Raw genomic sequence first — 21,950 nt, 5'->3', positions numbered from 1 at the left:
ATGAACAGACCCCTTCCGATCATAGCGACCAGCCTGGCTTGGCTGCTGGCAGCTTTCTTTCTCTTCGGCGCTTACGGCAACATCTTCATCTCAGAGGAAAATGCGGCGGCCTATGTGGCTTGGGGTTACCCCGACTGGTTCCACTACATCACCGCCATTCTCGAACTGGCGGCTGGGCTGATGCTGATCCGCGCTGGCTCGCGGCCCTATGGAGCCGGCCTTGGCGCGCTCGTGATGGCCGCTGCTTCCCTCACGACACTGCTGAACGCTGATTACGGCCATGCGGTCGCTCCCAGCATTGTCCTGCTCGTCTCGCTAGTCGTGTTGGGGCTGTCCTTGGCCGTCCGGCGCGCAGCCAACTGAACTTCCCCCTTTCGGAGAATCCCCGATGAATAGCTCACCAACCCCGGCCGGTTCGGCCGATCCCGCAAATGCGCCTGCGGCGCATCTGGACGGATGGTCCGATCTTCTGTCCGGCCGCCACCTCGCCATTGTTCTGGTCATGGCAAGCGGCGTGCTGCTCTATGCCATGAACCTCTATTTCACCGCCGCACTGATGCCCTCCATCGTCGCGGATATTGGCGGGCAGCAATATTATGCGTGGGTGACGACTGCGTTCGTTATCTCGGCAATCGTAGCCTCGCTGTTCGTCAGCCGCATTCTCGACTGGAAGGGGCCGGCGCTTGCCTATGTTACGGCGTTCGTCGTCTTCGCTCTCGGCGCAGCGGCCAATGCCGCCAGCCCAACGATGGAACCGCTGATCGTCGGTCGCGTCGTGCAAGGACTTGGCGGCGGTTTGCTGGCAGGACTCGGCTATGCGGTAATTCGTGCAGCACTTCCCGAACGCCATTGGGCGCGGGCAACCGGCGTCGTGTCGGCCATGTGGGGCTTGGGGACGCTGTTCGGGCCGGCGCTTGGCGGCGTGTTCGCAGAACTGGGCCTCTGGCGCTGGTCCTACGGTGCGCTGGCGGTCGTTTCGCTGCTGTTCGGAATCATCGCTCAACGCGCGTTCGGCCGCATGGCTGGATCGGGGCATCGTTCACCTGTTCCCGTCGCCTCCCTCATTCCGCTTGTGCTTGCGACCATCGCTATCAGCCTCAGCGCCATCGTGCCGATAGGCTGGCCAACGCTGGCAATGGTCGGAATTGGCATCGTGCTGCTCTGGCTCTTCGTCGTCGTGGAGCGGCGAGCAAAAGAGACCATCCTTCCGCACATCACCTATCGGCGTGGCAACTCCCTGAAATGGGTCTATCTCACGGTCGCTGCCCTGAGCGCGGGCGTGATGGTGGAGAACTTCATCCCCCTGTTTGGTCAGCAACTGGCGGGCCTTTCGCCGCTGATCGCCGGTTTCCTTGGCGCAGTTCTTTCGCTGGCATGGGTCATCGCCCAGCTCTTCATTGTTTCGGTCAAGAGTGAGAGCGGCCGCCGCCGCGCCATCCGCGTCGGCCCACTGCTGTTGACGGCTGGGCTGATCGCTTATGGACTTCTACAAGTGTTCGGTGCCGATATCGGGATGGTGCTGATTTGGGCGGCTGTCCTCGCGCTTGCCGGCGTCGGCATCGGACTGGCGTGGCCGCTGCTCGGTGTTGCAGCGATGAGCAGCACACATGATCCCGCCGAAGGAGGCAAGGCTGCTGCTGCGATCACCATCACACAGCTTATTGCTTTCTCGATCACTTCCGCACTCGCTGGCACGCTGATGGCGGCAGGCGGGGAATCTGCGGTGGATTCCGCACGCTATGTTACGCTCGGCATCGCGCTTCTTACCCTGTTGGGCATCTTCGCCGCTGGCGTGGCAACGAGAAAGTAGCCAGCCACCATGCGACGGCGGCGTCTGAAAGATGGTCCAAGGCTACGAGATCGGCACGGTGGCGTCGTCGCTGGGATTTGAAAGGCAGGCTTCTCTCACCGCCATGTTCAAGCGCTGGCTCGGGACGACGCCGACGGCTTATCGACGATCATGGGGTTGAGGCGACGCCGGCGGCAGGCTCGTTACAATATCCTCTCCAGGGGGATAGGATATCTGGATGAGCGAACAATCCGATGCCCACAGATCCCACGCCGCGATCACAATGCGCCTCAAGCGTGCGGACGGCCATTTGCGCGGGATCGTCGAGATGATCGAAGCTGGTCGGCCATGCCTCGATATCGCGCAGCAGCTTCACGCGGTCGAAAAGGCCATCGCACAAGCCAAGCGGACGCTGATTCAGAACCACCTCGACCACTGTCTCGACGACGTGGTCGGGCCGCTTGTTAAGGACGATCGTCGTTCGATCGACGAATTCAAGGAAATAACCAAGTACTTGTGAGGTTCCTATGTTGCAGGTTCTTGGAAACCGCACCTATCGCCACCTCTTCCTGGCACAGGTTATCGCGCTTATCGGAACAGGGCTTGCCACGATCGCGCTGGGGCTATTGGCCTATGATCTCGCCGGTCCCGATGCGGATGCGGTGCTGGGAACGGCGCTCGCCATCAAGATGGTCGCCTATGTGGGGGTGGCCCCTATCGCAGCGACCTTCGCGGAGCGCCTGGGCGCCGCGTTTGGCCTCCCGATCACCTTCGTTGCGCTGGGGCTGCTGGCCGCCGCCGCCGTATCGGCCGCTGCGGTCCTCTGGCCCGCGGCCGATCCCGACGAACTCGACCATATGCATGACACGCTCGAGGCGAGCCATCCGCATCTGTCCGATGCGGCTGCCGCCGATGGCGGATATCGGCACCGCCATGCCTTCGTCATCGACCGCCATCATACAAGATGGCCGGCTTCGCCGCGCGATCGCGGGGCCGGTGCTTGAGCACACTGGCGGCCTGCTTGGGCCTGTTCCTCACCGCCTTCTTTGCTGCCACCCTGCTGCCGATGCAGTCGGAAGCCGCGCTGATCGGGCTGCTGCTGGCCGATTCTTTCGCGGCCTGGGCATTGGTCGCCGCAGCGAGCCTTGGCAACGTGGCCGGCTCGGTCGTCAACTGGATCATCGGCGCGGCGTCGAGTGTTTCCGTAACCGGCGCTGGTTCCCGGTGTCGGAAGCCGGTCTCCAGCGGGCGCGGCGTTGGTATCGCCGCTATGGGAAATGGTCGTTGCTGCTAAGCTGGATGCCGGTCATCGGCGATCCGCTAACCCTCGCGGCCGGGATCATGAAGGAGCCGCTACCCGTCTTTCTCCTCCTAGTTGGCGTCGCCAAGCTCGGGCGATATCTGGTTCTGGCGGCGGCGACGGCGTGCGTGATGTAGAGTCTTTATCGCCGCCGCTACACTAGAGACGATTTCGAATGCTCGTCATCTTGTCGATCTCCTCACGCTGAGCTGCCATGATTTCGTCGCACAGCGTTTTCAGTTCCGAGTCGGCAAGCTTCGCCTCGCGGCACATCAGGATCGCGCCGGAATGGTGCGGGATCATCGAATCGATGAACTGGCGATCATCGATCAGGGTCTGGCTCCGCGTCGCCCAGAAGGAACCGGCGGTCAGCAGCGCGAAGACGACGTAAAGGGCGATATTCGCGCTCCGGTTCGGGAACATGCCCGGCATTGTCGCCAGCATGAAGATGCCCATCGGCGCCCACATGGTTATCGCCATGTAAAGCATGTTCAGATTATTCCGGAAGTCGCCCCAGCCGTCGATCATCGAAAACATCACGACATACATCACAATGAGGCAGAGGATCATGTTGATCCAGAACATCAGATAGGGACGGCCATGGGAGCCCCTCGAATGCCCGCCATGAGATGTGTGGTCGCTCGCCATTTGATCGTCCTTTCGCGGTTGTCAGTGTCCAATGCCCATCGGCTTGAAGATCATCCAGACCGCCATGCCGATCATCATGAGGTTCTCGGTGAGCGACACGAAGCCGAGCGGCACGTTGCTGTCGCCTCCGACGCAGGCGCATTTCAGCTCGCGCTTGTCGATATAGACCGCCTTGAACACTGAGACCGCGCCGATGCCGCCGATGAACAGCGCGACGGGGATCGACACCCACATCAGGGCGCCAGCCATCATCAGGACGCCGGCGAGCGCCTCCGCGAAGGGATAGATGTAGGCATATCGGACCCACCGCTGCGCCAGAAGGTCGTAGTTCAGGAACATGGTCGCGAAGCCTTCCACGTCCTTCAGCTTCTGAAGGGCAAGAAGACACATCGCGATGGCGATGAACCATTCGGCCGCCTGGACCGTCGCGAGGTTGCCGAACGCCGCCCAGCTCGCGGCCAACGCCATCAGCGCTGCCATCGCGAACAGCGCGATCACCGGCTTGTAGGTGACGGTGTCCTTGTCCTTGACCTTGCCGCCGAAGAACCGGACGAGATCATCGTAGCCGCCGATCCGCTTGCCGCCTATGAAGGTCTGTGGCGTTGACTGAACATTGTGCTTTGCTTTGAAAGCATCCGTCTCGGCGCGAGTCGTCAGATGGTGATCATCGACCTCGTAGCCTTCGCGCTTGAGGAGATCGAGCGCCTTCAGCCCGTAGGGACACGTATGGTTTTCCATCACCATTCGATGAAGTTCGGCGCGTTTGGCAGCATGGGTCGCCATTGTCTGATCCCTTCGATCTATAGTTTCGCCTTTGCGAACACCTCGACCAGCTCGTTGAACTTTGCTCTTTGCAGGTCGCCATCGCCCGAGGCGATCGCCTCCTCGACGCAGCAGGCGGCATGCGATCGCAGCACCTGGTTCTCCACCTTCGAGAGGGCGGCCTTGACCGCGTGGATCTGGTTGAGAATGTCGATGCAGTATCGCTCGTCCTCCACCATCTGACCGACGCCGCGAACCTGGCCGGCGATCCGGTTGAGTGACGCAATGATCTGCTTCGAGTTTTTATTGCACATCCAGCTACCCCTACCCGGTATGGGTATATATACGTTTCAGGAAAGGTTTCGTTCCCGCAAAACCCAAAAGTTTTGCCGGCATGTCAACGTCGAAGCAAATAATTGTGGGAGTTCCCATGGACGATACTGCAACTGTCCGGCGCAACATCACCGTGCTGACCGCCGCTCAGGCGCTCGGCGGATCGAGCGCGCCAATCGTCATGTCGCTCGGCGGCCTGGTCGGCCAGCAGCTCGCCGACAACCCCGCATGGGTGACGCTGCCGGTCAGCCTGTTCGGCGTCGGCCTGGCGATCGGCACGCTGCCCGCCGCGTTCGTCATGCGCGCTTGGGGACGCCGGAGCGGTTACTTGTTCGGCGCCTTCTTCGGCCTCGCGGCGGGTCTCATCGCAGCACTTGGTATCTTTGTGGCATCGTTTCTGCTGTTCTGCGTTGGCTGCTTTACCGCCGGTCTCTACGGCTCCTACGTTCAAAGCTATCGCTTCGCCGCCGCCGACGCTGCCGAAGGCGCGTTGAAGGCACGCGCAATCTCCTGGGTGATGGTCGGCGGACTGATCGCGGCTGTCATCGGTCCCCAGCTCGTCATCTGGACACGCGATTCCTTCCCCGGCACGCCCTATGTCGGCAGCTTTCTCAGCCAGGCGGCGCTTCCGCTGTTGTCCATCCCGATTCTGTTGATGCTACGCGCGCCGCAATCTGGTTCGCAATCCGAGTCCGAAAGCTCCGGCCGTTCCCTGATTCAGATCCTGATGATGCCCCGCTACATGCTCGCCGTCGCAGCCGGCGTCGTCTCCTACGGCCTCATGGCTTTCGTCATGACGGCGGCTCCGATCGCGATGGTCAACACCGGCCATTCGGTCAACAGTGCAGCACTCGGAATCCAGTGGCATCTACTGGCGATGTTCGCGCCAAGTTTCGTCACCGGCCGTCTCATGACACGCTTCGGCAAGGAGCGGGTCACCGCTGCGGGGATGCTGCTCATCGCCGTCTCGGCCGTGGTCGCACTGGCCGGGCTTGAGCTGATCAATTTCTGGGGATCTCTCGCCATCATGGGGCTCGGCTGGAATTTCAGCTTCATCGGCGCGACGGCTATGGTCACGGACTGCCATACGCCGGGCGAGCGCGCCAAGGCGCAGGGCGCGAACGACTTCATGGTCTTCGGCACGACCGCCGCCGTATCGTTTCTGGCTGGCAGCGTCCTGCACAACTCGGGCTGGGCGGCGATCAACTGGCTGTTGTTTCCGCCGGTCGCCTTGATCCTCGTGCCGCTGCTCTGGCAGGCGGCGCGCAAACCCCAAGCCTGAAACGACAAGTCCCCGCCATATCTGGCAGGGACGAAAACATCAGGCCGCTTCGGTTAGGCGAACGGGCCGAGTGTTACTCTACTGCACGGAACGAGTAATCGCACCGCTGCGCGGCTGGACCGTGAGGTCCTCATCGTCCTGATCGGTTTCCAGACGCTGGAGGATCGGGCAATGCGGGCGATGGTCGCCCGTGCAGGCTTTCACCAGCATCGTGAGCGTGTGCGCCATGTCCTGCAAGTCCGCGATCTTCTTCTCCAGCGCGTCGATGTGGCCCTGCGCCAGACGCTTGACCTCCGCGCTCTGCCGCGACTCGTCGCGCCAGAGGCCGAGGAGATCGCCGATCTCGGCCACCGAGAAGCCGAGATCACGCGCGCGCCGGATGAAGCGCAGCATGTGAACGTCCGTGTCCGAATAGTCGCGATAGCCGGAAGACGTCCGATCGGCGGCCGGAATGAGGCCGGTATGTTCGTAGTAGCGGATCATCTTGGCCGAGACGCCGGACGCTTTCGAAGCTTGTCCGATATTCATGCGTTTTCTCCCGTAAGGTACGACAGCCGACCCCGAATATAGGGTCGGCTGCTTCGGTTCATTAGGTTGGGACCTTGAAGGTCTTGAGCCGCAACGCATTGCCGAGCACGAAGACGCTCGACAGGGCCATGGCGCCGGCGGCGAAGACCGGCGACAGCAGGATGCCGTAGGCCGGATAGAGCGCGCCGGCGGCGACCGGGATCAGGGCCGTGTTGTAGGCGAAGGCCCAGAACAGGTTCTGCCGGATGTTTCCGATCGTCGCCTTCGACAGTGCGATGGCGTTCGGCACCCCGGTCAGGCTGCCCGACATCAGCACCACGTCCGCCGCCTCGATGGCGATATCCGTGCCGGTGCCGATGGCGAGGCCCACATCCGCCTCGGCGAGCGCCGGAGCGTCGTTGATGCCGTCGCCGACGAAGGCGACCTTACCGTGCTCGGCCTTGAGGCGACGGATCGCCTCGACCTTGCCGTCCGGCAGCACTTCCGCCACCACCTCGTCGATGCCGAGACGCGCGGCGATGGCCTTGGCCGTCCGCCGGTTGTCGCCGGTGATCATCGCGACTTTCAGCCCGAGATCGTGCAGCGCCTTGATCGCGGCCGGCGTCGTCGCCTTGATCGGGTCGGCCACGGCAATGATCGTCGCGAGCCTGCCCTCGATCGCGGCATAGAGCGGCGACTTGCCCTCGTTGCCGAGCCGTTCGGCCACGACGGCGAAGCCCGCCACGTCATGGCCAAGCTCGACCATGTAGCGGTCCGCGCCGATCTCGATACGCTTGCCGTCGACCACGGCCTTCACGCCGAAGCCGGTTACCGATTCGAAACCAGACACGGCGGGAAGCGCGATGCCTTCCGCCTCGGCCGCTTCCACGATGGCGCGGGCGATCGGGTGTTCTGACTTGGCTTCGACGGCCGCGATTAGACCCAGCACGGTCGCACGGTCAAAGCCGGCGGCCAGTTCGAGGTCGGTCAGGGCGGGCTTGCCCTCGGTCAGCGTGCCGGTCTTGTCGACGGCCACGACCCTGGCGTCCTTCAGCAGTTGCAGCGCTTCACCCTTGCGGAAGAGTACGCCCAGCTCCGCGCCCCGGCCGGTGCCGACCATGATCGAGGTCGGCGTAGCCAGACCCATGGCGCAGGGGCAGGCGATGATCAGCACGGCGACCGCATTGACCAGCGCGAAGGTGAGCGCCGGCGACGGCCCGAAATAGAGCCATGCCGCGAAGGTCAGAGCCGCGACGGCGAAGACAGCCGGCACGAAATACATCGTCACCTTGTCGACCAGCGCTTGGATCGGCAGCTTCGAGCCTTGTGCTTCCTCAACCATGCGGATGATCTGCGACAGCACGGTGTTGCCGCCGACCGCCGTGGCGCGGATCGCGAAGGCGCCCTTCTGGTTCACGGTGCCGGCGACGACCTCGCTACGATTCGTCTTGGAAACCGGGATCGGTTCGCCGGTGATCATGGATTCATCGACATAGCTTTCGCCCTCGATGACCTCGCCATCGACCGGGATACGGTCGCCGGGACGGACCTCCACGATGTCACCCGACAGCACGGAGTCGATCGGAAGATCGACCGTCTTGCCGTCACGGCGGACGCGCGCCGTCTTGGCCTGAAGGCCGACCAGACGCTTGATCGCTTCCGAGGTACGCCCCTTGGCGCGGGCTTCGAGCAGCCGGCCGAGCAGGATCAGCGTGACGATGACCGCGGCGGCTTCATAATAGACGTTGATCGTCCCTGCGGGCAGGAAGCCCGGCGCGAAGGTCGCGACCAGCGAATAGCCGTAAGCCGCGAGCGAGCCGACTGCCACCAGCGAGTTCATGTCCGGCGCCAGACGCCAGAGGGCGGGAAGCCCCTTGTCATAGAAGCGGATGCCCGGCACGAACAGCACCAGCGTCGTCAGCACGAACTGGAGATACCAACTGTTCGTCATGCCGATGGTGGATTCGATCACGCCATGCACGCCCGGAATGAGGTGCGAGCCCATTTCCAAAAGGAAGACCGGAGCGGTCAGCACCGCCGCGATGGTGAAGTCGCGGGTCAGCTCGCGGCGTTCGGCTTCCTTCTTCTCTGCGCGGTCATTCGTCTCGGCCTGGCTCGATCCGGTTGCCGCCGAGATGACCTTGGCGTCGTAGCCCGCATTCTCGATGGCCGCAATCACGGCTGCCGTGTCTGCGGTTCCCTGGATCGTGGCCTTCTCGGTCGCGAGGTTGACGACGGCGCTGGTGACGCCCGGCACGGCCTTCAGGGCCTTCTCGACACGACCCACGCAGGAGGCGCAGGTCATGCCCTCGATCGCGACTTCAAGCGAGGCGGCCGCTTGTGCGGCAGGGCTCTCCGAAACCTCATAGCCGACATCCTCGATGGCCTTGACGAGCGTAGCGCGATCGACGGGAGCATTCGTCGTGATGCTTGCCTTTTCGGTCGCCAGGTTGACGACCGCATCGGCAACGCCGGGGACGGCCTTGAGGGCTCGTTCGACACGACCGACGCAGGAGGCGCAGGTCATGCCTTCTATTGACAGGGAAATTGCCGCGTTCCTGGTGTCCGCAGCTCGAACGGGGGCATTCATAGCCGCCTCCTTTTCTCGTTCCGAAATTCACGTTCGGACGGAAAATGAGGCTTCCAACCATGGGAAGGTCAATAGCGCATTTTCTTTTTTTTGGCCCTTGACCTTACCACGGTTGGAAGCACCACCTTGGGCGACATGAGATCAAAACAAGGAGAAGTCTCATGGACCTCAAAATTGAAAACATGACCTGCGGCGGTTGCGCCAAGTCCGTCACCAAGGCGATCCAGTCGGTGGACTCCGCAGCCAAGATCGAGACGAATCCCGCCGCGCGCGCCGTCAAGGTCGAGACGACCGCCACGCCGTCCGCGATCTTGCAGGTTCTGGAAGAAGCCGGCTATCCGGCGACCTCAAACTGAACGGGAGCGAGACCATGAACAAGCTCACTCCGATCTTCATCGCAGGGGCCATCGCTATCGCCGGCGGCCTGGCATTCGCTCAAACCCAAATGAAAACGGACAACAACACGATGCAAGGTCACGACATGTCAGGCATGCAGACGCCAGGATCGGACACGCCGTCGACGAAGGCATACGAGACCGCCATGGATGCCATGATGAAGGACATGATGGTGCCCTATACCGGCGACGCCGACGTGGACTTTATGCGCGGTATGATCCCGCACCATCAGGGCGCGATCGACATGGCGAAGGTCGTGCTCCAGTACGGCAAGGACCCCGAGGTCCGCAAACTCGCCGAAGAGGTGGTCAAGGCCCAGGAGGGCGAGATCGCCATGATGAAGAAGTGGCTCGCCGACCGAGGCAAGTAACCAGTGTCGCCTGGAACCGCCGTGGTGTGTCACCAAAAAAGACGCTCGGCGGCGGACGCGGCGAGCGGGTGGGAGCGGACCACCCTGGATGAACGCAAGCCGAGGGTGCGGATGATGTTGTCTTGCACGGCGTTTTGACGGCGATGCAACGGCTGTTCATCGCTCTGCTCATGCTCCTTTCCTTCGCCAGCGTGGCGTTGACCGTTCCGGCGCTCGGTGCTCGCATGGCCAGTAACTCCCACGTAATGATTTCGGAACACGGATCGCAGCATCCGGCCGCGGATACCGCTGCCGTGCCGTGCCAGGAACATCGAATCTGCAACGGAAACAATGCCTTCTGTTATGCCCTATGCTCAGGCATGACGCACTGGCTTGCGCCTAAGGCGCCGACAAATGCCACCGCTCCTACCGCAGCGATCTGGAGCATTACCGAGATGCCGGACCTCGCCGGCATCGGCCCCGCACGCAACGAACGCCCTCCCAACGACGGTCTTGCTGAACGCAAGTGGCCTGCCTAGTCGCACGCCGATCTGAATTCAGAGGGAGCATAGTCCTCCCAGGAGACCGAAAATGAAGCTTATCTCACGCCGCAGCTTTCTCGCCGCAGGCGCTGCCACGCTATCCGCAGCAGCTCTACCGCGCTTCGCCAACGCCCAAAGCGCGATGGCCCTCAGCGCTGCAACGCGCGTGCTGGACGTCGACGGGCGCGCCGCCACAGTCTTCGGCCTTGAAGGGTCGAGCGGGCAAGGATTGGTTCTCGACCCCGGACAACGCTTTCGCGTCGACCTGGCCAATCGTCTCGATGTGCCGACCCTGATCCATTGGCACGGCCAGATCCCGCCCAACGAGCAGGACGGCGTTCCGGACGTGCCGCGCCCGATGCTGCAACCCGGAGAAACGCGCTCCTATGACTATGAGCCGCTTCCCGGCACCTACTGGATGCACGCGCATATCCCGCTTCAAGAAATGAACCTTCTCGCCGCGGCCTTGATCGTGCGCAGCGCCGAAGACGTGAAGGCCGACCGCCAGGAGGTCGTGATGTTCCTTCATGATTTCTCGTTCAAGACGCCCGAAGAGGTCATGCAGGAGATCACCGGCGGACATGGTGGCGGCCATGATATGAGCGCGATGGGAGGCCAATCCGATCCCGGCGCGTCGATGGACCATTCCGGCATGAAGATGGATATGTCCTCGATGCAGGGCATGGCCGTGGACCTGAACGACTACGATTGGGACGCCTACCTCACCAACGACCGCACCTTGTCCGATCCGCAGATCGTCAGGGTCGAGAAGGGCGGACGGATAAAGCTTCGGGTGATCAACGGCGCTTCGGCCACCGTCTTCTGGATCGATACCGGCGAGCTTTCGGCGCGCCTCGTAGCTGTCGACGGCCATGCCGTGCAACCGCTTGAGGGCAAACGGTTCGGCGTCGCCATGGGCCAGCGTCTCGATCTTGAGCTGGAGCTTGCCGGAGATGGAGCCTGGCCTGTGCTGGCGTTGCGCGAGGGCGCAAAGGAGCGCACCGGGCTGATCCTCGCAACGCCGGGCGCGACTATTCAGAAGGTTCCCGCACTCGGCGACGCGGATACGCCTGCATTCGACATCGAGCTTTCGCAAGAGCAGAGGCTGCGGGCGACGGACAATCTGCCGCCGCGTGCCGCGCAACGCACCCAGATGGTCATGCTAGGCGGCTCAATGCAGCCCTACCTCTGGACCATCGACGGCAAGGTCTGGGGAGAGCACAAGCCGATTGTCGCAACGACTGGCGAGCGCGTCGAGATCATGTTCCACAATATGTCGATGATGGGCCATCCGATGCACCTGCACGGCCACGTTTTTCAGGTCGTGGAGATCAACGGCAAGCGGTTCGAAGGCGCGCGGCGCGACACCGTCTATGTTCCTCCGATGGGCATGGTGACGGTGGCGCTCGATGCTGGCGAGGCGGCGCGCTGGATGCTGCATTGCCACCACATGCCGCACCTTCAAACTGGCATGATGACCGAGTTCAGCGTATCAGCGTGATAGGGCGCCTGCGCCGCGAGGGATCGCGGCGCAGGCTTGCTCGATAGCGCTCCCGACTATCTTCACAGCTTCGTGCGCGTGGGGGGGCGCGCACATCGACTGCTCTCGGGAAACGCGATCAAGCAGCTCTCGCAGTTGGGCCTCGTCCACTCCGTCCGCCGACATCACAGCGCGGACAATCGGATCGGAAAGAAGCTCTGCAACGGTCGGCTTCGGGCGGCGCCCGGTATGGCTGCTCATAACTCTCGGTCTCCTTTGCCCGCTCTGGCGAGCTGCTCTCCCCCATTTCGCCCGCGACTTGCCCTCTTGCTGGCTGGCGTCCTCACGCATCCTGATCGTCAGGCGTGAAGAACACGTCAGCGTGCATGTCCTCCCTGCGCAGTCCCCGTCCGAAGGCGACCTCCATCGCTGCATCGACCATCGGCGGCGGCCCGGCGACGTAGGCTTTCCAGCCGTCGAGATCCTCCAGATCCTCGGCCACCGCCTGGGTCACGAAACCGCGCCGGTGCTGCGCTGACTCTGCCTCCGAGAGCACGGCCGAGAAGGCAAGAGTGGAGTGACGCTCGGCCATGGCCTGGAAATGCTCCACGAGATAGAGATCTCGCTCGCCGCGTGCGCCGAAGTAAACATGGATCGGCTGCTTCATGCCGTGCGCAAGAGCGGTTTCGACGATCGATTTGATCGGCGCCAGGCCGGAGCCCCCGGCGATGCAAAGAATCGGGCCGGAATGATGCTGGCGCAGGTAGGAAGAGCCCAGCGGAAATTCGAGCGCCACCCTGTCGCCAGTCTTCAGCCCAAAATGCACATGCTCCGAGGTGACGCCGCCCGGAACGCGACGAATGTGGAATTCAAGGCTGTCGTCGCCGTGACGATTGGCCATCGAATAACTGCGCGCCGGCGCTCCATCGAAGCCGACCTGCGCATACTGCCCGGCGGTAAACAGCAACGGGCTACCATCCGCGGGTGCAATCCGCACCAGCTTGATATCGTGCGTGAGATCGTCGAGGCCGGTGACAATCGCGTCCAGGCGTCGCGGCGTCTCCACGGAATCGTCGTCATCGCTGCCCAGCCAAGCGACGGCCGCATCCGTTTGCGGCATAGCGCGGCATGCGAGGATCAGGCCATCGGCCTTCTCTTCCTCGGTGAGCGCGAAGCGCGAGTGCTGGAGCAATTCCACCTCGCCCTCGATCAGGCGGGACTTGCAGGAGCCGCAGCGGCCGGAACGGCAACCGTGAGGATAGGGAATGCCGACGGCGAGCGCGGCGTCGAGGATGGTTTGGTCCTCTTGGACCTCAAGGCTGGTCCGCGCTTGCCGGATATCAACGAACTTGCTCGTCATCTGCGTCTCCTCACAGGCTCCCGGCGAGACCGAGCGCCTTGACGAGGCCCGGCTTCTGGCTCGGGAAGGTCCCGTAGAAGACTTCCGATCCGATGATGGTGATCGGAGCGACCCGGACGCCGGTCCGGGCCTTTGCCTCCTCGGCGATCTTCGGGTCGGTGAGGTCGCGTTCCTCGTAGGCGAGGCCCTGTTGGTCGAGCCAGCGTTTGAGCGCGTGGCAGTCCGGACAGGTCGGTGTGGTGTAGATGAGAATCTGGGGTTTGCTGCTCTCCGTCATCGGTCTTGCCTTTCTCTGAATTCGACACGGTTGCCCCGCCGCCAGGCCGCCCAACCGCAGGCGGATTTGGCAGGATTGTCGTCAGCGTGCGGCTTCCAGCGCTTGTAAGGTCAAGACTGTTCGTGCGCGGAAAAGGAAAATTCGAGATATGACGCAGGGGCAGAGAAGGACTGCGCCAACTGTCCCGCCGATCGACAGCGACCGTGTTTCGCATTGTGATTGCGCGCCCATCCGGTAAACTGGGCGAGACCAATCAAACACGGACAGCTCTTGGCGATCAAATGCCGGCAGGTTCCGTCCCGAACTCAGGTAAAGCACGCAGATGACTGCTCTCAAGAAGACAAACGCCACGAAGCCAGACGATCGTGCGACCCCCGAGCATATGGAGGTTGAAGGTCACCTCCTGCTCCCTTCACTCTCGCAGAACGAGATCACGATCCTCGCGGAAACGTTTCGCCTGCTCGGCGATCCCTCACGGTTGAAGATCCTGCTGAGCTGTGTACCGGCGCCCATTTCGGTGGGCGATATCGCCGAGCGGCTCGACCTGTCCGTGACCCTCGTCAGCCACCATCTACGCCTGCTGCGCGGCGCGCGTCTCGTCAAGGGCGATCGCCAAGGCAAGCAGATCTTCTACGCGATCGCCGACCAGCACGTCAGCCATGTTCTTCAGGATATGGCGACGCATATTTCAGAGGATCATGCGGACGACTGATCCGCCTGGAGAAGAGCATAATTTTACCACTAACACTTGAATAGCTGTTCAAGTGTGTTATTGACTCCTTCCGAAGCCGCGCAGGGCGTGTGAGCACGCGCGCCCGCTACGGCGGCCGGAAAGGAGATCGGAATGACAACTGGACTTTCAACGCCGGACGCTGGTGAACGGCTCGGCTTTCGTGTCGACGGCATGGATTGCGCAAGCTGCGTCGGCAAGATCGAGACGGCCTTGGGCCGTCTGGGGGGTATCTCCGACGTTGCCGTCAACTTCGCGACCGAGACATTGCTGCTCTCACGCGATGCCACGAGCAAAACGACGTCGAAGGATATCGCCAAGAAGATTCGCTCGCTTGGGTTCGACGTGACCGAGCTGCCGTCTTCTGCGATTCCCGCCGCGCCTGAGCAGCGCTCCGACGCCCATGCTGGTCATGATCACAACGGCTGCGCCGGCGATCACGATCACGGTCACGCAAGCCACGACGATCACAGCGGCTGCGGCGGCCACGATCACAAGCACGACCATGGTCATGACGGTCACGGTCACGATCACGCTCACCATGACCACGACCACGCTCATCACGATCATGATCACGGCCACGGTGGTTGCTCTGGACATGATCACGCGGGCCTTGCGCCAACTCCCCGCGCCGCACCGGCCTCTCCGCCCAATGTCTCCATGCGCGTCGAGGGGATGGATTGCGCAAGCTGCGTCGGCAAGATCGAGGTCGCCTTGGCACGGATGCCAGACGTCTCCGACGTGCGCGTGAACTTCACGACCGAAACGCTTGAACTGACGCTCGCTGCCGGCGCGATCACCAAGGTCGCCGACATCGAAAAGACGATCAAGAGCCTCGGCTTCGGTGTGTCTAACACACGCGAGCTTTCGGCTTCGTCGGATGCGGCCATCGACGTCGCGCCAGCGCCAGCGATGCCCAATCAGCGCTGGTGGCAGACCCGCAAGGGGAAGCATGTCATTGGGCTCGGTCTGCTGATGGGCTCGGCGTACGCCATTGCCCAATTCTTCCCCCTTTATGCGGAATGGATCTTTGCCGCCGCCGTCGTCGCGGGCGTCATTCCTTTCGCTCGCAAGGCATTCGCGCTCGCGACCTCTGGATCTCCGTTCTCTATCGAGACGTTGATGGTCGTCGCCTCGATAGGCGCCCTCGTGATCGGCGAGGCTGAAGAGGCGGCTGCGGTCGTATTCCTGTTCGCGGTCGGGGAATTGCTCGAAAGCGTCGCGGCCGGGAGGGCGCGCGCCGGCATAAAGGCCCTTGCATCGCTCGTGCCGAAGACGGCCGTCCTGCTCGATCCGAATGGCGGGCAGCGCAGCGTCCCGGCCACGTCCTTGCGTGTCAGCGATCTAGTTCTGGTGCGGCCCGGCGACCGCGTGCCGGCGGACGGGCAAATCATACAGGGCGCTTCCAGCCTAGACGAGTCGCCTATCACCGGCGAATCCGTGCCGCGCTCGAAGGCCAAGGGAGACAGCATTTTCGCCGGCTCCATCAATGTCGATGGCGTTCTTCAGGTCCGCGTTGAAAAGACGGCTTCCGACAACACGATCTCGCGCATCATCCAGCTCGTCGAGCAGGCGCAGTCCGCCAAGGCCCCGACCGCGCGCTTCATTGAGAATTTTAGCTGCTACTATACCCCGGCGGTGATGCTGATCGCCGCGCTGATCGTCGTCGTCCCGCCGCTCGCGATGGGCGGTGATTGGGACACATGGATCTACCGCGGCCTCGCGCTGCTGCTGATCGCATGTCCCTGTGCGCTTGTCCTCTCGACGCCTGCTGCGATTGCCTCGGGCCTCGCCGTCGGCACGCGCCGCGGCCTCCTGATCAAGGGCGGTAATGCGCTCGAAACCATTGGCAAGGTGAGCGCCATCGCCTTCGATAAGACGGGTACGCTCACCGAGGGCAAGCCGCGCGTCACCGAAGTCTTCGCCTTTGGCAAGAACGAGGAGAGCGACGTTCTCGCTTTGGCAGCGGCGGTCGAAACAGGTTCGAGCCATCCGCTTGCGAAGGCGATCATCGGCCGTGCCGAAACCGATGGCATCGCCGTTCCCCTTGCACAGGATGCATCGGCGACGGCGGGTAAGGCCGTACATGCGACCGTTGCCGGACGTCGCCTCGCCGTCAGCTCCCCGACCCATGCCGCACAGATGGTGACGCTCGGGGTGCTTGAGCGCAGCGCCATCGAGAAGCTCGAAGATCGCGGCAATACCGTTGCCGTCTTTTTCGACGAGCAGGCGAAGGAAGTCCTCGGCCTCATCGCCCTGCGCGACGAACCGCGCCGTGACGCGCGGGAGGGTGTCGCCCAGCTCAAAGCTATGGGGGTCCGCTCCGTCATGCTAACCGGCGACAACCGGCGCACCGCCCAGGCCATTGCCAAGGGTCTCGGTATCGAGTGGAGCGCCGAGCTGCTTCCGCAGGACAAGCTCGATCTCGTCAACGAGATGAAGCGGAAGTCCAAGGTGGCCATGGTCGGCGACGGCATCAACGATGCTCCGGCACTGGCGACGGCCGACGTCGGGATCGCCATGGGCGGCGGAACCGATGTGGCGATCGAGACTGCGGACGCCGCCCTGCTCAAGAGCCGTGTCACGGACGTCGCCCATCTCGTCGCGCTGTCCCGCGCCACCATGGCGAACATCCACCAGAACGTCGTCTTCGCTCTCGCGTTGAAGGGCCTGTTCCTCGTTACCAGCGTCCTCGGCATCACCGGCCTCTGGATCGCGGTCCTTGCCGATACGGGCGCAACGGCGATCGTCACGCTGAATGCGTTGCGGCTCTTGCGCTTCAAGGGTGCGAAGTCTGCCGATGACGGTCGCGATGAGGGCATGCGTTCTCACCCTCTCGTCCCGGCCGAAAGCCACTAGTCGCTCGCACTCAAGGAGCCGCCAACCGGATCGGTCTGGCGGCTTCACACAACTGGAGCCCGTCGAGGTAACGCTGATCCATCGCGCTCATTCGGGGACGGACTCCGCTTCTTCCAAGACGTCGGCGAAGCGAGACATGCGGTTGGCCACGACATGGCTAGGCGGCAGCGTCAAGGGTCTGTTCGGAAACATCCTGCAAGGCCCTTGACCTTTCCATCGTTGGAAACCGCACCTTCGCAGAAAATGAACGTCGCCGCATCCGGCTGGCCGGGGGCGCGCGCCTTTTGAAGGTGAACGAGAATGAGTAATAAAGCCGCCGCCCTGTTTTTAGCCGGCGCCGTCATCGCCGGTGGCACGCTTGCCATCGTCTATCGCGACGAGATCGGACCCTACGCCAAAAGCGTTCTGGCGCTTGCTTCCTCGACCGCTGCGTCGGAGGCTGTCGCGCAGCCGGCACAGATGCCTGTTCCGCAGGTGCCGGTTGCCGAGGTCATCACGCGCAAGGTCGCGCCATCCGTTGAGTTTACCGGCCATCTGGAAGCGACCAAGGCTATCGAGCTGCGTCCGCGCGTCGGCGGCGCGATCGTCGCCGCCAGCGTTCCCGAAGGCGGTCTCGTGCGGCCCGGCGAGCTTCTCTTCCAGATCGATCCGCGACCGTTCGAGGTGGTCCTGAACGCGGCCAAAGCGCAGTTGCAGCAGGCAAACGTCCTGCTCGATCAGGCCGAGATCGACTTCGGGCGCACCGAGGCGCTCGCTTCGAACGGCAACGCGCCGCGCAAGGCTTTCGATGACGCGCTGGCCATGCGGCGTCAACGCCAGGCGCAAGTCGACATCGCCAAGGTTGCCGTCTCGGCCGCCGAACTCGATCTCTCCTTTGCCCGCGTCACCGCGCCGATTGCTGGGCGCATCGACCGGGTCCTCGTCACGGAAGGCAATCTCGTCACCGGCGGCAATGCAGGCGCTGCGACGCTCCTCACCACGATTGTCGCGACCGATCCGCTCTACGTCTATTTCGACATCGACGAAGCCACCTATCTCGGCTTCGTAGCCAATGCCCGCGCACCCGAGACGGGAACGGTTGCCGGCAAGCTCCCGGTGCATCTGGGCTTGATGACCGATACGGGTTTTCCGCATGCCGGCGAACTCGACTTCCTCGGCAACCGCGTGGACCGGAGCACCGGGACGATCCGCGCAAGAGCCATCGTCAAGAACCCGGACGGCAGGCTGACGCCCGGCCTGTTCGCGCGGGTCAAGCTCGTCACGGCCGAACCAGCCCAGACCGTGCTCATCGACGATCAGGCGATCGGTATCGACCAGGGGCGGCGCTACGTTCTCGCTCTCGGCGCCGACAACAAGGCGGAATACCGCCCGGTCGAAATCGGACCCATGATCGATGGCCTGCGCGTCGTCGCGGCGGGTCTCAAGCCGGCCGACAAGATCATCGTAAAAGGACTCGTCCGCCCAGGCATGCAGGTAGTTCCGCAGATGATCTCCATGGCGCCCGGCGACACCGCTACAGATGACCGGGCTGCGGCAGACTCGCAGGAGGCGCGTCAATGAATATCCCGCGCTTTTTCGTCGACCGCCCGATCTTCGCGGTCGTTCTGTCCGTCCTGATGCTGATCGCTGGCGGCCTCACGCTCCTGAAGCTCCCGCTCAGCGAATATCCCCAGGTCACGCCGCCGACGGTGCAGGTCACCGCCAGCTATCCCGGCGCAAATCCCGCCGTGATCGCCGAAACCGTCGCCGCCCCTCTGGAGCAGGCGATCAACGGCGTCGAGAATATGCTCTACATGAGTTCACAGGCGGCGACCGACGGACGCATGACCCTGACCATTGCGTTCAAGCAGGGCACCGATCCCGACATGGCGCAGATTCAGGTGCAGAACCGCGTTTCGCGCGCATTGCCCAGGCTTCCGCAGGAAGTGCAGCGCATCGGGGTCGTGACGCAGAAGACGTCCCCAGACATCCTGATGGTCGTCCATCTCGTCTCGCCCGACAATCGCTACGATCCCGTCTACCTGTCGAACTTCGCCACCTTGCAGGTACGCGACCAGCTTGCGCGCCTGTCAGGTGTGGGTGACGTACTCGTCTGGGGGGCTGGCGAGTATTCCATGCGCGTGTGGCTCGATCCGGCCAAGGTGGCCGCGAGGGGGCTGACCGCCAGCGACGTCGTTGGGGCGATTCAGGAACAGAACGTTCAGGTGGCCGCCGGCTCGGTCGGCCAGCAGCCCGAAGCCTCGGCCGCGTTTCAGGTGACGGTCAACACGCTCGGAAGGCTGTCCAGTGAGCAGCAGTTCGGCGAGATCGTCGTAAAGACAGGCACCGACGGTCAGGTCACCCGCTTGCGCGACGTTGCCCGCATCGAGCTTGGCGCAGACTCCTATGCCCTTCGTAGCCTCCTCAACGGCAAGCCGGCGCTCGCGATGCAGATCATCCAAAGCCCCGGCGCGAATGCGCTCGACGTATCGAGCGCCGTCCGCACCACCATGGCCGAACTTCAGAAGGGCTTTCCGGAAGGCATCGAATATCGGATCGCCTACGATCCAACGGTGTTCGTCAAGGCGTCTCTCGAAGCTGTGGTCATGACGCTGCTCGAAGCCGTCGTGCTGGTCGTTATCGTCGTGGTTCTGTTCCTCCAGACGTGGCGGGCGTCGATTATTCCCCTTGTCGCCGTTCCCGTCTCCTTGGTCGGCACATTTGCGCTGATGTATATGTTCGGTTTCTCGCTGAACACGTTGTCCCTCTTCGGCCTCGTTCTCTCGATCGGCATCGTGGTCGACGACGCGATCGTCGTGGTCGAGAACGTCGAGCGCCACATCGCGCTTGGGGAAACGCCGAAAGAGGCGGCGCGCAAGGCCATGGACGAGGTGACGGGGCCGATCGTAGCCATCACCTCTGTCCTGTCGGCCGTGTTCATTCCATCGGCGTTCCTCTCGGGCTTGCAGGGCGAATTCTACCGCCAGTTTGCGCTGACGATTGCGATCTCGACCATCCTGTCGGCGATCAACTCCCTCACGCTCTCTCCCGCGCTTGCTGGCGTGCTCCTGAAACCCCACCACGGCGACGTGAAGCGCGATCTCCTGACCCGCGTGATCGACTTCCTGTTCGGCTGGTTCTTCCGGCTGTTCAATCGCTTCTTCGACGGCGCTTCGACCGCCTACGTCTGGTCGGTGCGCCGTGCCGCGAGGCTCAGTGTTCTCGTCCTGCTCGTCTATGCCGGCCTGGTCGGCATGACGTGGGTCGGCTTCCAGACGGTGCCGGGCGGCTTCGTGCCGGCCCAGGACAAATACTATCTCGTCGGCATCGCCCAGCTCCCGACTGGCGCTTCGCTCGACCGCACCGAGGCCGTCGTCAAGAAAATGTCGGAGATCGCGCTGGCCGAGCCGGGCGTGGAGAGTGTCGTCGCGTATCCAGGGCTTTCGGTCAACGGCATGGTCAACATCCCCAATGCGGCCGTCATGTTCACGATGCTCAAGCCGTTCGACGAACGAAAGGACCCGTCTCTTTCGGCCTTTGCCATCGCCGGCAAGCTCATGGGCAAGTTCAGCCAGATTCCCGATGGCTTCGCCGGCATCTTCCCGCCGCCGCCCGTTCCGGGACTTGGTTCGACCGGCGGCTTCAAGATCCAGATCGAGGATCGAGCGGGCCTCGGCTTCGAGGCGCTCGCGCAGGCTCAAGGCGCGGTCATGGGCAGAGCGATGCAGACGCCCGAGCTGGCCGGCATGCTGGCAAGTTTCCAGGTGAACGCGCCGCAGGTGCAGGTCGATATCGACAGGGTGAAAGCGAAGTCGCAAGGCGTGCCGCTCAATACCATCTTCGAGACGTTGCAGGTCAACCTCGGCTCGCTCTACGCGAACGACTTCAATCGCTTCGGCCGCACCTACCGCGTGATGGTGCAGGCGGACGCGCCGTTCCGCATGCAGCCCGAGGACATCGGCCGCCTGAAGGTCCGCAACGCGACCGGCAACATGATTCCGCTTTCGGCTCTGCTGACCATCAAGCACAGCTCAGGCCCCGATCGTGTCATGCACTATAACGGCTTCCCCTCTGCGGACATCAGCGGCAGTCCCGCGCCCGGATACTCGTTCGGGCAGGCCACCGCCGCCATGGAGCGCATCGCATCCGAAACCTTGCCAGCGGGCATGGCCTTCGAATGGACCGATCTCGCCTATCAGGAGAAGCAGGCCGGCGACACAGCGATGTATGTCTTCCCGCTGTCCGTCTTGCTCGCGTTCCTGATCCTCGCGGCGCAGTACAACAGTTGGTCGCTTCCCTTCGCGGTGCTGCTGATCGCTCCAATGGCGCTCCTCTCGGCGATCGCCGGGGTGTGGTTCACTGGCGGCGACAACAACATCTTCACGCAGATCGGCTTTGTCGTTCTGGTCGGACTTGCCGCGAAGAACGCAATCCTAATCGTCGAGTTCGCCCGAGCGAAGGAGGATGAAGGCGTCGATCCGTTGGCCGCCGTTCTCGAAGCGGCCCGCCTGCGCCTTCGGCCGATCCTGATGACGTCGCTCGCCTTCATTGCCGGCGTGATTCCGCTCGTCATCGCCACCGGAGCGGGCGCCGAAATGCGGCACGCCATGGGCATCGCCGTCTTTGCCGGCATGCTCGGCGTGACGCTATTCGGCCTGCTTCTGACGCCGATCTTCTATGTGGTCGTGCGGCGGCTCGCGATCAGGCGGAGCGCGTCGCCCCAACAGGCGACCGAAGTCCATACCTGAGCAGGCCGACACACAATTC

General features: G+C 63.1%; 20 protein-coding genes and 2 pseudogenes. 15 read left to right on the top strand and 7 right to left on the bottom strand.

Translation table 11 applies throughout. The features are described 5' to 3' along the window. From ShzoTeo12_RS14140 to ShzoTeo12_RS14120, 6 genes and pseudogenes are all read left to right on the top strand, one after another. Positions 1–363, top strand: a complete 363-nt coding sequence (locus ShzoTeo12_RS14140; RefSeq protein WP_003500172.1) for a DoxX family protein — start codon at positions 1–3, stop codon at positions 361–363. Between the two features lie 25 nt (positions 364–388). Beyond that, positions 389–1,810: an MFS transporter gene (locus ShzoTeo12_RS14135; protein WP_003500174.1), complete on the top strand. Its 1,422-nt coding sequence runs from the start codon at positions 389–391 to the stop codon at positions 1,808–1,810. Positions 1,811–1,841: 31 nt separating this feature from the next. Next, positions 1,842–1,970 carry a helix-turn-helix domain-containing protein gene (locus tag ShzoTeo12_RS28255; protein WP_003500177.1) on the top strand — a complete coding sequence of 43 codons (129 nt, stop codon included), beginning with the start codon at positions 1,842–1,844 and terminating at the stop codon, positions 1,968–1,970. A gap of 57 nt (positions 1,971–2,027) precedes the next feature. Further along, positions 2,028–2,309 (top strand): metal-sensing transcriptional repressor, encoded by a 282-nt coding sequence (locus tag ShzoTeo12_RS14130; protein ID WP_024899650.1) that lies wholly within the window; start codon positions 2,028–2,030, stop codon positions 2,307–2,309. A 7-nt stretch (positions 2,310–2,316) separates the two neighbouring features. Next, a pseudogene (locus ShzoTeo12_RS14125) lies at positions 2,317–2,532 on the top strand (MFS transporter); the annotation flags it as partial. A 257-nt stretch (positions 2,533–2,789) separates the two neighbouring features. Further along, positions 2,790–3,226 (top strand): annotated as a pseudogene (locus tag ShzoTeo12_RS14120) (YqaA family protein). A 22-nt stretch (positions 3,227–3,248) separates the two neighbouring features. Here the strand turns inward: ShzoTeo12_RS14120 and ShzoTeo12_RS14115 are convergent. Genes ShzoTeo12_RS14115 through ShzoTeo12_RS14105 form a run of 3 tightly spaced genes read right to left on the bottom strand, consistent with a single transcriptional unit; the run spans position 3,249 to position 4,813 of the window. Then, positions 3,249–3,737 (bottom strand): DUF305 domain-containing protein, encoded by a 489-nt coding sequence (locus ShzoTeo12_RS14115; protein WP_024899651.1) that lies wholly within the window; start codon positions 3,735–3,737, stop codon positions 3,249–3,251. A 21-nt stretch (positions 3,738–3,758) separates the two neighbouring features. Further along, positions 3,759–4,520, bottom strand: coding sequence for a glutaredoxin family protein (locus tag ShzoTeo12_RS14110; RefSeq protein ID WP_003500183.1), 762 nt, complete (start codon positions 4,518–4,520; stop codon positions 3,759–3,761). A 17-nt stretch (positions 4,521–4,537) separates the two neighbouring features. After that, entirely contained in the window at positions 4,538–4,813 is a 276-nt protein-coding gene (locus tag ShzoTeo12_RS14105; protein WP_003500186.1) for a metal-sensitive transcriptional regulator, read from the bottom strand. 116 nt (positions 4,814–4,929) lie between these two features. Between ShzoTeo12_RS14105 and ShzoTeo12_RS14100 the strand changes: the two genes are divergently transcribed. Continuing rightward, positions 4,930–6,114: an MFS transporter gene (locus ShzoTeo12_RS14100; protein ID WP_024899653.1), complete on the top strand. Its 1,185-nt coding sequence runs from the start codon at positions 4,930–4,932 to the stop codon at positions 6,112–6,114. A 78-nt stretch (positions 6,115–6,192) separates the two neighbouring features. Here ShzoTeo12_RS14100 and cueR read toward each other — a convergent pair whose 3' ends face one another. Beyond that, on the bottom strand, positions 6,193–6,642 hold the full coding sequence (cueR, locus tag ShzoTeo12_RS14095) for a Cu(I)-responsive transcriptional regulator (RefSeq protein ID WP_003500188.1): 450 nt from the start codon (positions 6,640–6,642) through the stop codon (positions 6,193–6,195). 61 nt (positions 6,643–6,703) lie between these two features. Further along, positions 6,704–9,211, bottom strand: a complete 2,508-nt coding sequence (locus tag ShzoTeo12_RS14090; RefSeq protein WP_024899654.1) for a heavy metal translocating P-type ATPase — start codon at positions 9,209–9,211, stop codon at positions 6,704–6,706. Between the two features lie 161 nt (positions 9,212–9,372). Between ShzoTeo12_RS14090 and ShzoTeo12_RS14085 the strand changes: the two genes are divergently transcribed. The 4 genes from ShzoTeo12_RS14085 (at position 9,373) to ShzoTeo12_RS14070 (ending at position 11,999) form a co-directional block, all read left to right on the top strand. Beyond that, entirely contained in the window at positions 9,373–9,567 is a 195-nt protein-coding gene (locus ShzoTeo12_RS14085) for a heavy-metal-associated domain-containing protein (protein ID WP_003500190.1), read from the top strand. A 14-nt stretch (positions 9,568–9,581) separates the two neighbouring features. Further along, a complete protein-coding gene (locus ShzoTeo12_RS14080) occupies positions 9,582–9,977 on the top strand; it encodes a DUF305 domain-containing protein (RefSeq protein ID WP_003500191.1) in 396 nt (131 codons plus the stop codon). A gap of 122 nt (positions 9,978–10,099) precedes the next feature. After that, a complete protein-coding gene (locus ShzoTeo12_RS14075) occupies positions 10,100–10,495 on the top strand; it encodes a hypothetical protein (protein ID WP_035243490.1) in 396 nt (131 codons plus the stop codon). Between the two features lie 52 nt (positions 10,496–10,547). Then, positions 10,548–11,999 carry a multicopper oxidase family protein gene (locus ShzoTeo12_RS14070; protein WP_003500192.1) on the top strand — a complete coding sequence of 484 codons (1,452 nt, stop codon included), beginning with the start codon at positions 10,548–10,550 and terminating at the stop codon, positions 11,997–11,999. Between the two features lie 322 nt (positions 12,000–12,321). Here the strand turns inward: ShzoTeo12_RS14070 and ShzoTeo12_RS14065 are convergent, their stop codons facing one another. Next, positions 12,322–13,338 (bottom strand): 2Fe-2S iron-sulfur cluster-binding protein, encoded by a 1,017-nt coding sequence (locus tag ShzoTeo12_RS14065; protein WP_003500193.1) that lies wholly within the window; start codon positions 13,336–13,338, stop codon positions 12,322–12,324. A 10-nt stretch (positions 13,339–13,348) separates the two neighbouring features. Then, positions 13,349–13,615 (bottom strand): glutaredoxin family protein, encoded by a 267-nt coding sequence (locus ShzoTeo12_RS14060; protein WP_003500194.1) that lies wholly within the window; start codon positions 13,613–13,615, stop codon positions 13,349–13,351. Positions 13,616–13,997: 382 nt separating this feature from the next. Between ShzoTeo12_RS14060 and ShzoTeo12_RS14055 the strand changes: the two genes are divergently transcribed. The 4 genes from ShzoTeo12_RS14055 (at position 13,998) to ShzoTeo12_RS14040 (ending at position 21,931) form a co-directional block, all read left to right on the top strand. Then, positions 13,998–14,327 carry an ArsR/SmtB family transcription factor gene (locus ShzoTeo12_RS14055; RefSeq protein ID WP_003500195.1) on the top strand — a complete coding sequence of 110 codons (330 nt, stop codon included), beginning with the start codon at positions 13,998–14,000 and terminating at the stop codon, positions 14,325–14,327. A 132-nt stretch (positions 14,328–14,459) separates the two neighbouring features. Further along, positions 14,460–17,204 carry a heavy metal translocating P-type ATPase gene (locus ShzoTeo12_RS14050; protein WP_318910132.1) on the top strand — a complete coding sequence of 915 codons (2,745 nt, stop codon included), beginning with the start codon at positions 14,460–14,462 and terminating at the stop codon, positions 17,202–17,204. A 300-nt stretch (positions 17,205–17,504) separates the two neighbouring features. Next, positions 17,505–18,764 carry an efflux RND transporter periplasmic adaptor subunit gene (locus ShzoTeo12_RS14045; RefSeq protein ID WP_003500202.1) on the top strand — a complete coding sequence of 420 codons (1,260 nt, stop codon included), beginning with the start codon at positions 17,505–17,507 and terminating at the stop codon, positions 18,762–18,764. Next, a complete protein-coding gene (locus ShzoTeo12_RS14040; RefSeq protein ID WP_318910131.1) occupies positions 18,761–21,931 on the top strand; it encodes an efflux RND transporter permease subunit in 3,171 nt (1,056 codons plus the stop codon). Before ShzoTeo12_RS14045 ends, ShzoTeo12_RS14040 begins: the two co-directional genes overlap by 4 nt. Positions 21,932–21,950: the final 19 nt, after the last annotated feature.

It is taken from the genome of Shinella zoogloeoides (assembly GCF_033705735.1).
Lineage (GTDB): Bacteria > Pseudomonadota > Alphaproteobacteria > Rhizobiales > Rhizobiaceae > Shinella > Shinella zoogloeoides_A.
This window is presented reverse-complemented; position numbering and strand designations above follow the sequence as displayed.

Excerpts from the sequence above, each read along its gene's own strand:
- ShzoTeo12_RS14140 (WP_003500172.1), top strand. The coding sequence starts at position 1 with ATGAACAGACCCCTTCCGATCATAGCGACCAGCCTGGCTTGGCTGCTG.
- ShzoTeo12_RS14135 (WP_003500174.1), top strand. The coding sequence starts at position 389 with ATGAATAGCTCACCAACCCCGGCCGGTTCGGCCGATCCCGCAAATGCG.
- ShzoTeo12_RS28255 (WP_003500177.1), top strand. The coding sequence starts at position 1,842 with ATGGTCCAAGGCTACGAGATCGGCACGGTGGCGTCGTCGCTGGGATTT.
- ShzoTeo12_RS14130 (WP_024899650.1), top strand. The coding sequence starts at position 2,028 with ATGAGCGAACAATCCGATGCCCACAGATCCCACGCCGCGATCACAATG.
- ShzoTeo12_RS14115 (WP_024899651.1), bottom strand. The coding sequence starts at position 3,737 with ATGGCGAGCGACCACACATCTCATGGCGGGCATTCGAGGGGCTCCCAT.
- ShzoTeo12_RS14110 (WP_003500183.1), bottom strand. The coding sequence starts at position 4,520 with ATGGCGACCCATGCTGCCAAACGCGCCGAACTTCATCGAATGGTGATG.
- ShzoTeo12_RS14105 (WP_003500186.1), bottom strand. The coding sequence starts at position 4,813 with ATGTGCAATAAAAACTCGAAGCAGATCATTGCGTCACTCAACCGGATC.
- ShzoTeo12_RS14100 (WP_024899653.1), top strand. The coding sequence starts at position 4,930 with ATGGACGATACTGCAACTGTCCGGCGCAACATCACCGTGCTGACCGCC.
- cueR (WP_003500188.1), bottom strand. The coding sequence starts at position 6,642 with ATGAATATCGGACAAGCTTCGAAAGCGTCCGGCGTCTCGGCCAAGATG.
- ShzoTeo12_RS14090 (WP_024899654.1), bottom strand. The coding sequence starts at position 9,211 with ATGAATGCCCCCGTTCGAGCTGCGGACACCAGGAACGCGGCAATTTCC.
- ShzoTeo12_RS14085 (WP_003500190.1), top strand. The coding sequence starts at position 9,373 with ATGGACCTCAAAATTGAAAACATGACCTGCGGCGGTTGCGCCAAGTCC.
- ShzoTeo12_RS14080 (WP_003500191.1), top strand. The coding sequence starts at position 9,582 with ATGAACAAGCTCACTCCGATCTTCATCGCAGGGGCCATCGCTATCGCC.
- ShzoTeo12_RS14070 (WP_003500192.1), top strand. The coding sequence starts at position 10,548 with ATGAAGCTTATCTCACGCCGCAGCTTTCTCGCCGCAGGCGCTGCCACG.
- ShzoTeo12_RS14065 (WP_003500193.1), bottom strand. The coding sequence starts at position 13,338 with ATGACGAGCAAGTTCGTTGATATCCGGCAAGCGCGGACCAGCCTTGAG.
- ShzoTeo12_RS14060 (WP_003500194.1), bottom strand. The coding sequence starts at position 13,615 with ATGACGGAGAGCAGCAAACCCCAGATTCTCATCTACACCACACCGACC.
- ShzoTeo12_RS14055 (WP_003500195.1), top strand. The coding sequence starts at position 13,998 with ATGGAGGTTGAAGGTCACCTCCTGCTCCCTTCACTCTCGCAGAACGAG.
- ShzoTeo12_RS14050 (WP_318910132.1), top strand. The coding sequence starts at position 14,460 with ATGACAACTGGACTTTCAACGCCGGACGCTGGTGAACGGCTCGGCTTT.
- ShzoTeo12_RS14045 (WP_003500202.1), top strand. The coding sequence starts at position 17,505 with ATGAGTAATAAAGCCGCCGCCCTGTTTTTAGCCGGCGCCGTCATCGCC.
- ShzoTeo12_RS14040 (WP_318910131.1), top strand. The coding sequence starts at position 18,761 with ATGAATATCCCGCGCTTTTTCGTCGACCGCCCGATCTTCGCGGTCGTT.